Origin of the sequence: Diaphorobacter sp. HDW4A (genome assembly GCF_011305995.1) — a bacterium.
In the GTDB taxonomy this organism is placed as follows: domain Bacteria; phylum Pseudomonadota; class Gammaproteobacteria; order Burkholderiales; family Burkholderiaceae_C; genus Diaphorobacter_A.
Window position 1 is genome coordinate 119942 of the sequence record NZ_CP049910.1, and the last position, 13037, is coordinate 132978.

16 protein-coding genes and 1 pseudogene are annotated in these 13037 nt (G+C 56.8%); 3 read left to right on the forward strand and 14 right to left on the reverse strand.

Annotation, left to right across the window (positions count from 1 at the left end; genetic code table 11):
* Positions 1–39 precede the first annotated feature (39 nt).
* Both lspA and G7047_RS00560 read right to left on the reverse strand, forming a co-directional pair.
* The gene (lspA, locus tag G7047_RS00555; RefSeq protein ID WP_096450781.1) at positions 40–1131 is read right to left on the reverse strand and encodes a signal peptidase II; all 1092 of its coding nucleotides are present in this window, start codon (positions 1129–1131) and stop codon (positions 40–42) included.
* Complete coding sequence (locus G7047_RS00560; RefSeq protein WP_005303896.1) at positions 1128–3533, reverse strand: heavy metal translocating P-type ATPase; 2406 nt, start codon at positions 3531–3533, stop codon at positions 1128–1130. Before G7047_RS00560 ends, lspA begins: the two co-directional genes overlap by 4 nt.
* 85 nt (positions 3534–3618) lie before the next feature.
* Here G7047_RS00560 and cadR point away from each other — a divergent pair, with 85 nt between their 5' ends.
* Positions 3619–4038, forward strand: a complete 420-nt coding sequence (cadR, locus tag G7047_RS00565; RefSeq protein WP_005303894.1) for a Cd(II)/Pb(II)-responsive transcriptional regulator — start codon at positions 3619–3621, stop codon at positions 4036–4038.
* 252 nt (positions 4039–4290) lie between these two features.
* Here cadR and G7047_RS00570 read toward each other — a convergent pair whose 3' ends face one another.
* A complete protein-coding gene (locus tag G7047_RS00570) occupies positions 4291–4473 on the reverse strand; it encodes a hypothetical protein (RefSeq protein WP_166299721.1) in 183 nt (60 codons plus the stop codon).
* A 127-nt stretch (positions 4474–4600) separates the two neighbouring features.
* On the opposite strand from G7047_RS00570, the gene G7047_RS00575 reads away from it, so the two are divergent.
* Both G7047_RS00575 and G7047_RS00580 read left to right on the forward strand, forming a co-directional pair.
* Positions 4601–4867 (forward strand): helix-turn-helix domain-containing protein, encoded by a 267-nt coding sequence (locus G7047_RS00575; RefSeq protein ID WP_166299723.1) that lies wholly within the window; start codon positions 4601–4603, stop codon positions 4865–4867.
* A 381-nt stretch (positions 4868–5248) separates the two neighbouring features.
* Positions 5249–5896 (forward strand): DUF4145 domain-containing protein, encoded by a 648-nt coding sequence (locus G7047_RS00580; RefSeq protein WP_166299725.1) that lies wholly within the window; start codon positions 5249–5251, stop codon positions 5894–5896.
* A gap of 324 nt (positions 5897–6220) precedes the next feature.
* Here G7047_RS00580 and G7047_RS00585 read toward each other — a convergent pair whose 3' ends face one another.
* The 11 genes and pseudogenes from G7047_RS00585 to G7047_RS00635 all read right to left on the reverse strand — a co-directional run bounded on the left by G7047_RS00585 (position 6221) and on the right by G7047_RS00635 (position 12990).
* Entirely contained in the window at positions 6221–7351 is a 1131-nt protein-coding gene (locus tag G7047_RS00585; RefSeq protein ID WP_166299727.1) for a phage major capsid protein, read from the reverse strand.
* Positions 7352–7354: 3 nt separating this feature from the next.
* Positions 7355–7999 carry an HK97 family phage prohead protease gene (locus tag G7047_RS00590; protein ID WP_166299729.1) on the reverse strand — a complete coding sequence of 215 codons (645 nt, stop codon included), beginning with the start codon at positions 7997–7999 and terminating at the stop codon, positions 7355–7357.
* A gap of 227 nt (positions 8000–8226) precedes the next feature.
* The gene (locus tag G7047_RS00595; RefSeq protein WP_166299731.1) at positions 8227–8595 is read right to left on the reverse strand and encodes a hypothetical protein; all 369 of its coding nucleotides are present in this window, start codon (positions 8593–8595) and stop codon (positions 8227–8229) included.
* Positions 8595–9847: pseudogene (locus G7047_RS00600) on the reverse strand (AAA family ATPase). Before G7047_RS00600 ends, G7047_RS00595 begins: the two are co-directional and overlap by 1 nt.
* On the reverse strand, positions 9844–10680 hold the full coding sequence (locus G7047_RS00605; protein WP_166299733.1) for a toprim domain-containing protein: 837 nt from the start codon (positions 10678–10680) through the stop codon (positions 9844–9846). The pseudogene G7047_RS00600 and the gene G7047_RS00605 overlap by 4 nt, the downstream one beginning before the upstream one ends.
* Positions 10677–10913: a hypothetical protein gene (locus tag G7047_RS00610; protein WP_166299735.1), complete on the reverse strand. Its 237-nt coding sequence runs from the start codon at positions 10911–10913 to the stop codon at positions 10677–10679. Before G7047_RS00610 ends, G7047_RS00605 begins: the two co-directional genes overlap by 4 nt.
* An 8-nt stretch (positions 10914–10921) precedes the next feature.
* Positions 10922–11059: a hypothetical protein gene (locus G7047_RS00615; RefSeq protein WP_166299736.1), complete on the reverse strand. Its 138-nt coding sequence runs from the start codon at positions 11057–11059 to the stop codon at positions 10922–10924.
* Positions 11056–11358, reverse strand: a complete 303-nt coding sequence (locus G7047_RS00620) for a hypothetical protein (protein WP_166299738.1) — start codon at positions 11356–11358, stop codon at positions 11056–11058. The genes G7047_RS00615 and G7047_RS00620 overlap by 4 nt, the downstream gene beginning before the upstream one ends.
* A 3-nt stretch (positions 11359–11361) precedes the next feature.
* Positions 11362–11568, reverse strand: a complete 207-nt coding sequence (locus G7047_RS00625; RefSeq protein ID WP_166299740.1) for a hypothetical protein — start codon at positions 11566–11568, stop codon at positions 11362–11364.
* A gap of 302 nt (positions 11569–11870) precedes the next feature.
* Positions 11871–12056, reverse strand: coding sequence for an AlpA family transcriptional regulator (locus G7047_RS00630; protein WP_166299742.1), 186 nt, complete (start codon positions 12054–12056; stop codon positions 11871–11873).
* A gap of 115 nt (positions 12057–12171) precedes the next feature.
* On the reverse strand, positions 12172–12990 hold the full coding sequence (locus G7047_RS00635) for a hypothetical protein (protein ID WP_166299744.1): 819 nt from the start codon (positions 12988–12990) through the stop codon (positions 12172–12174).
* Between the last annotated feature and the right edge of the window lie 47 nt (positions 12991–13037).

Here is a 13037-nt window from a genome sequence, read left to right on the forward strand (position 1 = left end):
ATAGGTTGCTCGGCAAGTCATGGAAACTCTCGGATTATATCATTGTGAATGATTATAATTCCCATTTGCGCCGGTGTCCACCGCCTTGCCTTGGGTTAGCATCTGCATGATGAGCAAAGCAGCACCCGATGTGATCGCCACATCTGCGAGGTTGAAGGCGGGCCAGTGCACAAGCTGCCAATGGAAGTCGAGGAAATCGACAACCGATCCACGCAGCACACGATCCGCGACATTGCCGAGCGCACCACCAAGGATCAGGCTGTAGCCCATCGCTTCGAGACGTGGCCGTTGCTGGCACAGCATGCGCCCCAGCCAAGCAGAAACAGCCAGACCCAGCGTGATGAAAAAGTAACGTTGCCAGCCACCAGCGTTCGCCAAAAAGCTGAATGCCGCACCCGGATTCAGGACATGAACGAGGTTGAAAAACGGGGTGATTTCGACTTGCTCACCGTAGGCAAACGTGCGGATGATGGCGAACTTCGTGAGCTGATCGGTCATGACAGCACTGGCGGCCACGGTGAACCAGACCCAAGCCGATGTGCGGCGGGCCGATTGCCACACAGGGGCGGCCAACGGCAGCAACCACCCGGCGAGTGCCGTGCAGCTCCATCCCAGCGTCCACCCCGCCAACACATCGGCCGGAAAGTGCATTCCGGCCGCGATGCGCGACCAGCCGACCAATGTGGCGTACAGCATTAAACTGAGACGACCACGGCGGCCCATCAAAGGCCAGAGCGCGCCGACCACCATCGCGGCATAGGTGGCATGCCCGCTGGGCAGGCTGTAGTGAAGCTCTTTGTCCCCGATGACGCGCGCCAGGTCGCCAAGGACGGCAGGCGGGCGTGGAAAGTCGAACCATAGCTTCAAGGCGGTGGCGACCAATAACGCCAGCAAGAAGGCCGCGCTAAAACCAATAAGGCGATGCCGAACGGCCGTACCACGCGCCGGGTTTGTAGCCGATTTCGACCACCACCACAGACCCAACAGCATCAGCGGCGCTGTCCAGTAACTTCCCACGAGGCCAAAGAACCATGCCAGTGGTTTCAGCGTGGCGGGCGTGCCTGTGTTGATGGCTTGAAACAACGCGATGTTCAGGCCACCCCAGTCATAGAGAAAGAGTTTCCAGCTCATCGGCGCAACAACCTCAAGCCGTTGCCGACAACAAGCAAGCTGGCACCCATATCGGCGAACACAGCCATCCACATGGTCGCGTGACCCGTGAAGGTGAGCACCAAAAATACCGCCTTGATGCCAAGGGCCAGCACAATGTTTTGCATCAGCACCTGTGCTGTCGCACGCGACAGGCGCACGAAGGTCGGAATCTTGCGCAGGTCATCGTCCATCAGGGCCACGTCGGCGGTTTCAATAGCGGTATCTGTGCCCGCCGCTCCCATTGCAAAGCCAATGTCCGCACGCGCCAAGGCCGGTGCGTCGTTGATGCCATCACCGACCATGCCAACCTTGCCGTTTCTGGACAATTGCTCCACTTCGCGCAGTTTGTCGTCGGGCAGTTGGTTGCCTTGCGCGCGGTCAATGCCGGCTTGTGCGGCGATGGCCTGTGCCGTGTGGGGGTTATCGCCGGTCAACATCACGGTGTTGATGCCCAGAGCATGCAGCTCGGCGATGGCTCTCTTGCTGCTGTCCTTGATGGTGTCCGCAACGGCGAATAAGCCATGTACCCCTTTTGCGCCCACCAGCATCACGACGGTCTTGCCTGCGGTTTCCAGCGCTGCGATGCGCTGCTCCAGCTCTGGTGTGCACTGCCCCAGCTCTTCCAGCATCCGGTGGTTGCCCAGATGGTAGGTCTCCCCGTCGATTTGGCCTTGCACACCCCGACCGGGCAGCGCGCTGAACTCGGCCACGTCGAGCAAGGCAACCCCATCCCGCTGCGCAGCCTGCGCCACCGCTTTGGATACCGGATGGTCTGAGCGGGCCGCCAGACTGGCAGCGATGCTGCGGCTATCCGAGGCGAGTGCATGACCCCATGCGACAAAATCGGTCTGAGCAGGCTTGCCGTGCGTGATTGTGCCGGTCTTGTCCAGAGCCAGCCAGCGCAGCTTGCGGCCTTCTTCCAGATAGACACCGCCCTTAACGAGAATGCCGTGGCGGGCAGCGGCGGCCAAGCCGCTGACGATGCTGACCGGCGTGGAGATCACCAAGGCGCATGGGCAGGCAACCACCAGCAGAACCAGTGCACGGTAAATCCAGTCCATCCATGCCGCGCCCATGAAAAGCGGGGGCAGCAGTGCGACGGCGATGGCTAGGGCGAACACGAGAGGCGTGTACCAACGGGCGAACTGATCGACAAAACGCTGGGTCGGCGCACGGCTACCTTGTGCAGCCTCTACCGCGTGAATGATGCGGGCCAAAGTGGAGTTGCTGGCCAAGGAGGAAACGCGGTACTCGAAGGAACCGGATTCGTTGATCGTGCCCGCAAACACCGGATCGCCGGGGGACTTCTCGACCGGGAGGCTTTCGCCCGTGATCGGGGCTTGGTTGACCGTGGAGCGTCCGTCTAGCACCTCGCCATCGAGCGCGATGCGCTCACCCGGTCTGACCCGGACTCGGCTGCCAATGGCGATTTGCTTGGCGCTTGCCTCTCGCCAGGTGCCGTCAGGCTGTTGCACCGTGGCCTGCTCCGGGGTCAGGTCGAGCAGTCCACGGATGGCGTTGCGGGCGCGATCCAATGACTTGGCCTCGATCACCTCGGCCAGCGCGAAGAGCACCATCACCATCGCAGCTTCGGGCCAGTGGCCGATGAACATGGCACCTGTGACAGCAATCGACATCAGGGCGTTCATGTTGAGGTTACGGTTCTTGAGCGCGATCCAGCCCTTCTTGTAGGTGGACAGGCCTCCCGTCAAGACCGCTACAAGCGCCAGAATGACGACCGACCAATGATTGCCGTTGTGGAACCAGTAGACCGCTTCGGCCGCTGATGCGGCGATGAGGGAAATACCGAGTGGCCACCAGTTGGTCTGCGTTGTCACAGGGGACGCCGATGGCGACGCGGCCATGGCCTTGTCCTCGACCTGCGCCTCGAATCCGAGCGCTTGTAGTGCCACAAGCACATCCGGCAGAACCCCGTCAGCATGGCGTACCGACAACGTGCGCTGCATCAGGTTGAAATCGAGACCGGTAACCCCGGCCACGGTGCCGAGCTTGTTGCGGATCAATGCTTCCTCTGTCGGACAATCCATCTTGGCAATGGACAGCTTGGTTGTCTGCCCAGCCGACGCCTCATCCATGCGCACAGCTTGCATGCCGATGGCCTTCAGTGCCTGTTCAACGGGAGACAGCGAAGGCAATTCGTGCTGCACGGTCAAGGTACGCTGCATCAGGTTGAACTCAAGACCAACCACACCCGCCAGCCCAACCAGCTTGCCTCGGATCAGCGCCTCTTCCGTGGGGCAATCCATGTTCTCGATGCGGTACACCGCTTGAGCCGATCCGGTTGTCGGCGGGGCTTGTGTCGTGGGTTGCATGATCGGCCCAGCCGAGCAGCCACACGCCTTTGAAGCGCATTCACTCATGGATAACTCCTTCAAATCTTCTGTACAACCTCCATTAAAAACTCTATAGTTACTATAGAGTCAAGTGATAAATGGAGATTGAGGCATGGAAATCAGAATTGGCGATCTAGCCAAGCGCTCTGGGTGCGAGGTCGTGACCATCCGCTACTACGAAAAGGAAGGGCTGCTGCCAAAGCCAGCGCGAAGCGGTGGCAACTTTCGGTTGTACAGCGATGTGCACATCGAGCGTTTGCAGTTCATTCGTCATTGCCGTTCGCTTGACATGACGCTGAGCGAAATCAGGATACTGCTGGGCCTACGAGATAACCCTGCTCAGGACTGCGGCGACGTCAATACACTACTGGATGCCCATATTCGTCAGACCGAAGATCGCGTCGAAGCGCTGTTGCAATTGAAGCGGCACTTGCTCTCGCTGCGTGAAAAATGCTCGGGCGCTCGACGAATAGAGGCATGTGGCATCTTGCAAGGTTTATCAGATTGCAATCATCCGGGATGCAACGCATAGCATGAGTTGTTTCGCACGCCGACATTGGCCTGCGATTTTGGATTCGTGAGCGGCCTGCCTAATTGGCATCGGAGAAGGTCGTGCGGCTGACTTCTGATATTCCGTGCAGTCGTCTTCTGAAAATGACAAAAGCGATTGCAAAACCACAAAGCAATACAATCCAAAAAATTTGCTTAATGATTTTTTCGTGTTCTGCAAGAAATTCCAAGATGAACATATGTATTGCCTTTGTTTGTCTTTTTTATTGCTTATTTAATCAACCATGCGACTGTTGCCTTCTGCCCAATGTTTGACAGGCAAAGCCAAAGGAATGCCATCGTCATCAACCAAAGGTTGTTGTGTTGCGAAGATTTCAGGGTTATGAATTTCCAAAGTTGGTGAGCCTGCACACCCAACAAGAGAAAGAGCCACAAACAAAAGTCCAAGCTTGTTCAATTTTGTCTCCATGAATAGCTATCACACATCGCAACAGCCGTTCACGAATATTACCAAAAAATGGTACTCATGGGCCGTGTTCTTATGGACCGTGGTCCTTTGGACCGTAAACAATGACCATAGGGGCATGGCTCGTAAACCCTTACCCTCAGCAGAACGCCCACCCGTATTAGTTAGATTTGGTCTAGCTGTGCGTCAGTTCAGGAAGCTACGCGGAATGACACAGGAAGCATTTGCAGATGCCTGTGGGATTGACCGTAGCTACATGGGTGGGGTGGAGCGAGGAGAGCGAAATCTGGCTCTCGTCAATGTGGCTCGCATCATTGAGACACTAGATATGAAGCCTTCAGAGTTCTTCAAAGCTTTGGATGCTATGGAAGAAGTAGTAAAGTAAAAAATTCAAGTTATTTGATTATGGTAGAGGAAAAGTTTTTTGAAGAAAATTTGGCAACTTCAAAGAACAGCCAAAAACCTTGCTACAATTCGCCGCATCGGTAGCAATGCCGGTAGCAAAATTTTTACAACAACTACCATCTAAGTAGTTGATTTATAAGATTTTTTAGGAGCGGGAACGGTTGTCCCACCCTCTCCGCCAAGTCACTAGCAAACAAGCGCCTTCTGGGGCGCTTTTTTGTTGTACCCATCAATCTACCCATCAATTCGTGAGGTGCTTGTGGCCAACTTCCCTTGGACTTGCCCATCGTGTGGCGCCCACACAGTGATCACGGAGCCGAACGTAGACCAAGGAAGTACGATGGTTTGGTGTCGATCGACCTTGGACGGCTCAGTGATCTCACTAGGGTACAAGCTCATTGAGTGCCCGAATACGTCGTGCAAGAAGCAGTCATTTGAAGTCACTGCGACTCACGGACGGCGCGTAGAGACAAAACTCGGCGGCTATACATTTGTCGAAAAAAGGCCGGTTGGTATTGGTAAATTCACGTTCCTACCAACTTCTTCGCAGCCGCTTTCAATTTACGTTCCAAAACATGTAGCAGAGGATTACAACGAAGCATCCTTGATCTCATCGCTTAGTCCTAAGGCGTCAGCTACGTTGGCTCGTCGCGCTCTACAGGGGATGGTGAGAGACTTTTTTCAGGTAGCTGGTAAGCGAACGCTCCACCAAGAGCTGGAAGCCGTCAAGAACCTGTGTGATGCTGACCTCTACGATGCGATGATGGCGGTAAAGAGTGTCGGCAACATTGGAGCTCATCCTGAACAAGACGTGAGCTTGATGGTTGATGTTGAACTCGGAGAGGCTGAAACGCTGTTGAATCTGATTCATCTGCTAGATCAGGAGTGGTATGTTGCTCGTGCGACAAAGTCAGAGCGAATTGCAAAAATGAAGGCGCTTGGTGTCGCCAAGCAGTTGGCAATCACCGCTACGGCCTCGCCAACGGTCCAAAACACGAGTACTCCCTAGTTCAAGCATCCCAATCTGCGTTGTTTGAAATTCAGCGCGTATGCGGCCTAGCGGTGGATGGGGCCGCAATCAGCTACCCCTAAAAAACGAATTTTCTATCCTGACAGCGTAAAAAAAGTGGTCTCATGCCGGTCCTTGTAGGGAGGTCCGTCAACTTCGAGACCACCCCTCTCCATGAAGAAAGCCCGCGAGGCGTGACCCTGCGGGCTTTCTGCCAACCGCGCTAGCCAATCCGCTAGCCGCTGACTGTCGGGGTTTTCTTGATCGTGGCACTCACCGACTAATCCACGTCCGGGTGTCTTGGCCCGCCCGGCACGGTGTCACTCAGGGTGCAGCGAACTCGCCACGCACCAGCAGATCGGGACGCATCACAGCCAGCGCCACGCGCTCCTCTGCAAGGATCGCCACGAGGTTGCGGCTGAAGAAGTCGGCGTGTTGCGTTGCCACCTCCACAGTCGCCTCCTGACGGTCGTAGAGCTTGGCAGCGCGGGCGAAATCACCGACAAGGAAACCGTTCTCGGTCATCGCATCCGACACCACCACCGGCACACGCCAAGCCACTGTGCGGCCATTGGAGTCAGTCACAGCGAAGGTGGACAGGTAGCGGCCTTCGCCGTCCTTCTCCAGCTCCAAGCGTTCCAGTGCAACCGGATTGATGACAATGCCGGATGCCACACCTCGGGCGAGCTGGATCTGAGTCACTGCGCGGCGCATGGTGTCGTTGGCCTTGTCGCCTACCTGCGCACGGTTGTATGCCGTGGCCTTAGTCATCAGGCCGTGGATGTTGGAGCCAGTGCCATCGCCTGCCAAGAGCTGGGAGTCCTCGGTCAGGCGTAGCGCATCACGCAACTCCAGATCGATGTACTCGGCAAGAGCCACCTGATCATCGAGAATCTGACGGGATGCGGGAATCCAGCATGCGATGGTGCGGACATGGGTGGTCTCCAGCGTCCAGCTCATTGACAGTTCTGCCTTGGCATCGCCTTCATTCGCTTGGATACCAGCAGCTCCGGCGCGAGAGCCACGCACATACTCGATTGCGCCCGCTGCGGTCGGTTGCACCTGGAGCAGATCACGCACGCTCGATGGGCGGGAGAGTGGGCCGTAGATCGTGGGGTCACGTTGGGCCAGCGTTGGGAGGTTGTCGCTTGTGATGGCCGAGCGAGTGGCAAAGAAACCCGCCAGACCCGCACGGGTTGTCTTGGCTACGCTGCTACGCAGACCATCGATATCGAGCGACCGCACCAGCTCGGGGCCAACACTGTGACCAGCAGAGCGCACAGCACCACCTTGGGAGGTTTGTCCGGCTACGTGCTGCTCCAGCTCACGCAGGTTTGCCACGATTGCATCACGGCTTTCCTCGACCGCTTTCACGCGCTGGTTTGCTGCATCAATCTTCTTGTTGGCTGCATCGGTGAATTCACGCAGGACAGGCTTCAGTTCTTCGAGGTTCATGGTTTATTTCCTTTCAAAGGAGACGGCTGCGGCACGGATGGCCGCGATGAGTTCTTCGGATTCGTCGGGCATGCCAAGACCGGCAAATCCCTTCGCGGCGATGCTTCGTGCCTCTCGTCGTGAGAAGCCGATTTGCTCGAGCGCTTCTTCCATGCCCCGGATGGTTGTGGGCTTGGCGATTGGCGACCTGACTGCGCTGATGCGCGCTGATGTGTCTGCGGGTACGGACACCACGGAAATCTCTTGCAGATCCACCCGGTTGAAGTAGGTGATTCCGTTTGAAAACTCGGTGTCGTCGTCGGAGTAGTTGAAGCCGACAGACAGGCCGTTCACATCGCCAGCACGCAGGTGCTCGAAGGTGCGACGGCCTCCCTCGGTTTGCAGATTGATTTGCCCGGTGACCTTCAGGCCTCGGGCGTCTTCTGTGATGGATGTCCAGCGGCCAATGGGCTGGGACATGTCATGTGCCCAGAGCATTGCCGGGTTGGTTCCGCTTGCATGGTGCTGGGCGAGTGAGACCGCATATGCACCCTTCACGATGAAGGAGGAATAGCAATCGATGCCGCCGAAGACCGATGCATAGCCTTCGATCAGGCCTTGTGCCTGCGAGCGAACTTCAAGTAAGGGGAGGGAATGGTGCAGCGTCATAGGACTCCGTTTCCGAAAGCAAATAACAGCGCCAGCAATGGCACTGAATCGACTTCGGCAGGCATCCCGCGCTGCTGATGAAGTGGCGTTGAGCCGCATCCCGCAAGCTCAAGCACTGCGGGGGATTGTAGCGACAATTTTGGTTTGTATGGCATTTATTGCAACTTTCATGGCGGTTATTGCAACCATCACGGGCGAGCCAATCTCACGGCCCATGACGGCGCGGTTCAGTTCAAGGGTTTGCGCTTGCTGGCGTCTTGGTAGGCCTTCCACAGCCCCGCGCCAGCCGCGCAGCGTTCGCCATACCCGGCGCCACGGCCAGCAGCGATGCAATCAGCGCAGCCGATGTGATGCATGTAATAGCTCGTGGATCGCTCACGCCAGCGGGTCTGTTCTTTCCAGACATCGAGCCCGCGTTCATGGGCGTCAATCTCAGCCTCCAGCAGCTTCGCCAGCTCGTCCTTGTGGCTGCGGATCAGCGTGCGCAGTTCGTCGTTCAGCAGCGTTGCGGGCTTGACCTTGATCGTGTGTTCCGAGGTCAAGTTCAGTTGCAAACCAGCATCGCGGAGAGTCTCCAAAATGGCGGCGGCGGTCATCAGAACTCCTCATCGCTGTCAACGTCAGCGGCAGTTTCCGTCTTCACGTCACTGGCGTTTTCTGCCGAAGATGCCCCGAAGGTGCCCAAGATGCCCTGTTTTAAAAGTTGGGCACCTTGGGCATCTTCGAGGGCATCTTCGGTTTCACCCACTGCCGCGAGCCATTCGGTTTTGGGGATAAATCCGTCCGGCAGTGACCAGTACCAACCATCCCCAACCCCACCTTTGCGCGGCTTGACTCCCATCTTCTCGCGCACCGTCCGAACCTGCTTTTTGCTGTAGCCCATGCCGACAATTGCTGCTTCAACTTGCTTGCTCTGGCGACAACCGTCCTTGAGTTCCGCCCACATGAGCATCGGCAAATCCGTCTTCCCTGCGGCGACTTCTTCAATCTCCTCGTCGGGGTCTGTCAGTAGGTCACGCGCACTGCCTTGCACCGCCTTGCCCCACGCGATACGGGATGCTTGAATGCCCGGAAGCGGCTCGCTCTGCTCAAGGTGGTATTCAAAGCCGCCATCGTCCGGGCCGATGTTGGATTTGCTACGAGCAAGAATTCGTGCGTCTTCGCCATCCTCCGCACTCTTGACCTTGGCAGCAACCAGCACGATGCGAGCAACAGCAGTGAATGCCACGCTACCCACCACGCGCTGAGCTGGGTCAGTACCTTGGCCGCCCTTGGCGAAGTGGGTGATGCCCAGCACCGCGCAATCGCAGGCGTCGGCCAGATCAACCAGTGGTTGCAGTGCTCGGCGTACTTCGGTGTTCTTGTGGCTGTCGCCAGTCACGGCAGACACGACAGGGTCAACCACCAGCAGGCGAACACCTCCGATAACGTCGATGGCTTCCCGCAGTTGCTGGAGGTCGCGGGCTGGATCAAATGGCACCACCACACCATCACGCATTGCGCCTTTGACGAAGTGACAGCGCGAGCGATCAGCCCCGGCGGCCAGCAATCGAGGTAGCAGCGTATCGGCGGGGTCGTCTTCGCCGCTCCAGATCAGCACGTTGCCTTGTTCGCAGCGATCACCATCCGGCCACCGGCCCCCATCGTCACCGTCGCCGCCATTGCCAATGCAATCGTCGTCTTGCCCTGACCTGGAGCGCCCGCCAGAATGTGCAGCTTCTTGAGTGCGAGCCAGTATTTCCAGAGCCATGCAACCGGCTGGGGTGTCAGGTCCGCACCGCTCACCAGCACCACCCGATCCATGGGCACATGTTCAGCCATCTCAAAGGCGTCAGTAATGGCATTCATTGCGATGCCTCCTTTTCTTGAATCAGGCGCTTCAAATCGTTGAAATCTGAGTCCTTCGGGCCACGTTGCAGGCCGTTGAAATCAGGCTTCATCAGCAGGCCACCGACAGCGCGAGCGGCTTCCGTGGCGGCGGTCAGGCCGGGGTTGCCGGGTGTCGTCCAATCGTCATCAGCGGCGATGTACAGATCGATGCACGGATACTTGGCGCGCAGAGCCTTGGCGACTGGCAACAGGTTGCCGCTGTTGAATGCCACCGCTACGGCGCTGCCCGCGTCCTCGTGGATCGTGCTGGCCGTCGCATAGCCCTCTGCGATCACGATGAGCCCCGATGGCCTGCCAATCGAGTGATAGCAACCCTTCACGCGACCACCGAAAAGAAAGCGCTTGTCGCCACTGCGGTCGATGGTCTGCAAGCTGTGCAGCACGCCATTCGAGTCACGCACCGGCACCAGCAACACACCATCCAGAACCCGCAGACCGTGGGCCTTCACGCCCTTGGCTGTGAGGTAGGGATGATCCAGAACTGGAGCGGATGCAAGCCAGCGCAGGCCAGCTTCTGCAGCGGCCTGAGCCTGCCTCTCGCGCTGCTCGGCGTCGTGTTGCTTCCTGAGTGCATCCATGCGGCGCTTGTAGGCCTTGCGCTCAGTGTCGGAAAGCTCTCTCTCGTCGCGCTTGCTGACGATCAGGCCGCATTTGAAGCAGTGCGCAATGCCGTGGTCGTGCGAGAGGATCGTCACGCCCATATCCTTCTTGCGGGGCTTGGTGCCGCAGGCTGGGCAGCAAATCCGGTGATCTCCCGGCTCCAGCTCATGCCATGGAATTGGGTGAGTCATGGTGCCACCTTCCTTGCCGCAAGATGCTCCTTGAACAGTGCGTCAAAGGCCGTGTCCAGTGTGGATTTGGCAACGCCGAGAATGGTCTCAACTGCATGAAAAATGATGTTGTCTTTGCTCTCGTTGACCATCCCCACAATGGCAAGCGTCGATGCGATATGACCGCTCAAATCTTCCAGAGAGTCATAGGCGGGCTCACCACGCAAAGCAGCTTCCTCGAATTGATCGTCCAACCAATCGATCAGACGAACGGCCCCAATTCGGCATCTGTTCCCGCATCTTCCACTGCCTTGCGGGCAATCGCCATTGCCTCTACAACCTTGCTTTTTGCAACGTCGAATGCGACCTTTGCAGCATCGTCTTTGATGGTGGTCTTCATGCTGCACCTCCCTCGTATGGGATTGCCAAACCAAAGATTTTTTGGTGCATCTCTTTGGCCGTGGTGCCGTCCTCATCAAGGTACGCCATCAGCATTCCGTTGAGAGCGAATATGCGTGTGCCGAAGCAGCGCAGCAGGCCTTCAAACTTCACATCACCATCAACCTCATCGGCCATCAACGTGACCGCCTGAGCGATGGCGCTGATGTCCCTTGTGCATTGCAGCGCGAGCATTCGGCGTTCTTCTTGGCAAGGCTCCGCCTGCACCGCTGAGCCAGCGGCGTTTTTCTTGGTGGTCATGGGTTAGCCCTCCGTGCTCAGATCGAGACTGCGCAGGGCAGCGAGCGCTTGGACAGCTTTGCGGCGTGCTCCGGCCACGTTGGCTTGTGGCTGGGACAGGTAATGCACGGCCATGCTCAGGGCATTGTGAGCATCAGCGTGATGTTGGATAGGGGTGCCCTTGTTGGGCGTGATGGCAGCGCGGCGGCTGGCCTTGGTGATGACGGTCATGGTCTGGATTCCTGCTGGAGAATCAGGGGAAACCACCGTTTGCGTTTTCAAGCGCATAGGGTGGACGAGATGTTGAAAACACGGGTTCAGCCGTGCGGACGTCCTCGCGGATAGCCCCATCTCGCCCGAAACCATGGGAGATGATGCGCGCAAACGCACCAGCCCGGAAATTTTGGGCATGACAAAACCCCGCTTTTCGATGGGGGTTGCAAACGCTGAACCAGAGGTGTTTTCAAGCACCGGGCCTCTCGGCTTGCCACCAGTATAGCGACGACGTGAGATTACGCAAGACATTCCGCACCTCACTTTCCGGCCTGCGCATCACGCCATGCGATCAGCTTGTCGGCGGGAATCACCGTGCAGCGAGCGGACAGGCGGATGGGCTGGGGGAAGTCTGGGCGCGTCTTGATCCAGCGCCAGAGGGTTGCGGAACCGATGCCCAGCATCTCGGCGGCTTGCTTGGGACGGTAGGACTGAACTGATGCCATTGATTGCTCCGTTTGGACCCGCGTTGAATCAGTGCGGGGATGGAGCAATTGAAGTATTTTGGGCCTAGAGATGGGGGCAGTTGCCTAGGCAGATAGGCAATTGCCCAAAGGATCCTTATTTCATGCGGGCTTCAAGAGCGTCAGGAATACGCTTCAGGTGTCCTTCGATCGTGCTTTCGCCAACATTCAATCCAAGCTGAATCGTCAGGTCTTTGATCAATGAGGCAGCTTTTGCTGGGCGCGAGTAGTCGATCTTGGCTTCTTTGCTGAGCACGGCGATGATTGACAATAAGGTATTGCGTTCCCGAGTTGATAGCGGCATGTCAGAGATGCCAATTTTCTCTGCAAATGCATTTGCGCTTTCCAATGGTATGGCCGCTTCGGATCTCTTTTCAGCTTCCAGTCTGCTTTGCTCAGAGTCCCAGTTATCTGACCGGGTGGTGACGAGGATCGCCTGAGTGTGTTTGAAAAAAAACTCAGACTCGATCCCTATCCGCTGAATCCATTCATTGAAGTCATTGCCATAGACCGTGGCGGTGTACCACGGATCTATAGGTAGCAATATGGGTACGTTCTCAGGATCTTCATTAACTCTGACAACGCTTTGACGAATTTCCAAAGTCGGTAAAAACTGGTCATATTGCCCGGAAATCTCCCAAATTTCTGATACGCCTCGAAGTGAGTTCAGAGCATCTTCGTTAATCTTTGAGTCCAGCATAAGCATGTCAATCTGTCGAGCGTGATGCCATGCATACTCATTGGCTCGTTGAATTGCCTCTGCAATTGCTCGCTCATAAACTTCAACTCGTCCATTTAGTTCCGATTGTTTGTTTTTTGTGGATGGCTCAATTCCGGCCATAAGCATTGCAGCATCAAGCAAGTCGAATTGCTGGATAAGTTCCCAATGCTTCAAGAATCCATGGTTGCTTTTCATGACAGACTCTTTTTAAAAATACTCGGATTCAAATTACAGGGCGACTG

What these genes read in the sequence shown, in the direction of transcription:
- lspA (WP_096450781.1), bottom strand. Translation starts at nt 1,131, where the DNA reads ATGAGCTGGAAACTCTTTCTCTATGACTGGGGTGGCCTGAACATCGCG.
- G7047_RS00560 (WP_005303896.1), bottom strand. Translation starts at nt 3,533, where the DNA reads ATGAGTGAATGCGCTTCAAAGGCGTGTGGCTGCTCGGCTGGGCCGATC.
- cadR (WP_005303894.1), top strand. Translation starts at nt 3,619, where the DNA reads ATGGAAATCAGAATTGGCGATCTAGCCAAGCGCTCTGGGTGCGAGGTC.
- G7047_RS00575 (WP_166299723.1), top strand. Translation starts at nt 4,601, where the DNA reads ATGGCTCGTAAACCCTTACCCTCAGCAGAACGCCCACCCGTATTAGTT.
- G7047_RS00585 (WP_166299727.1), bottom strand. Translation starts at nt 7,351, where the DNA reads ATGAACCTCGAAGAACTGAAGCCTGTCCTGCGTGAATTCACCGATGCA.
- G7047_RS00590 (WP_166299729.1), bottom strand. Translation starts at nt 7,999, where the DNA reads ATGACGCTGCACCATTCCCTCCCCTTACTTGAAGTTCGCTCGCAGGCA.
- G7047_RS00595 (WP_166299731.1), bottom strand. Translation starts at nt 8,595, where the DNA reads ATGACCGCCGCCGCCATTTTGGAGACTCTCCGCGATGCTGGTTTGCAA.
- G7047_RS00605 (WP_166299733.1), bottom strand. Translation starts at nt 10,680, where the DNA reads ATGACTCACCCAATTCCATGGCATGAGCTGGAGCCGGGAGATCACCGG.
- G7047_RS00615 (WP_166299736.1), bottom strand. Translation starts at nt 11,059, where the DNA reads ATGAAGACCACCATCAAAGACGATGCTGCAAAGGTCGCATTCGACGTT.
- G7047_RS00620 (WP_166299738.1), bottom strand. Translation starts at nt 11,358, where the DNA reads ATGACCACCAAGAAAAACGCCGCTGGCTCAGCGGTGCAGGCGGAGCCT.
- G7047_RS00625 (WP_166299740.1), bottom strand. Translation starts at nt 11,568, where the DNA reads ATGACCGTCATCACCAAGGCCAGCCGCCGCGCTGCCATCACGCCCAAC.
- G7047_RS00630 (WP_166299742.1), bottom strand. Translation starts at nt 12,056, where the DNA reads ATGGCATCAGTTCAGTCCTACCGTCCCAAGCAAGCCGCCGAGATGCTG.
- G7047_RS00635 (WP_166299744.1), bottom strand. Translation starts at nt 12,990, where the DNA reads ATGAAAAGCAACCATGGATTCTTGAAGCATTGGGAACTTATCCAGCAA.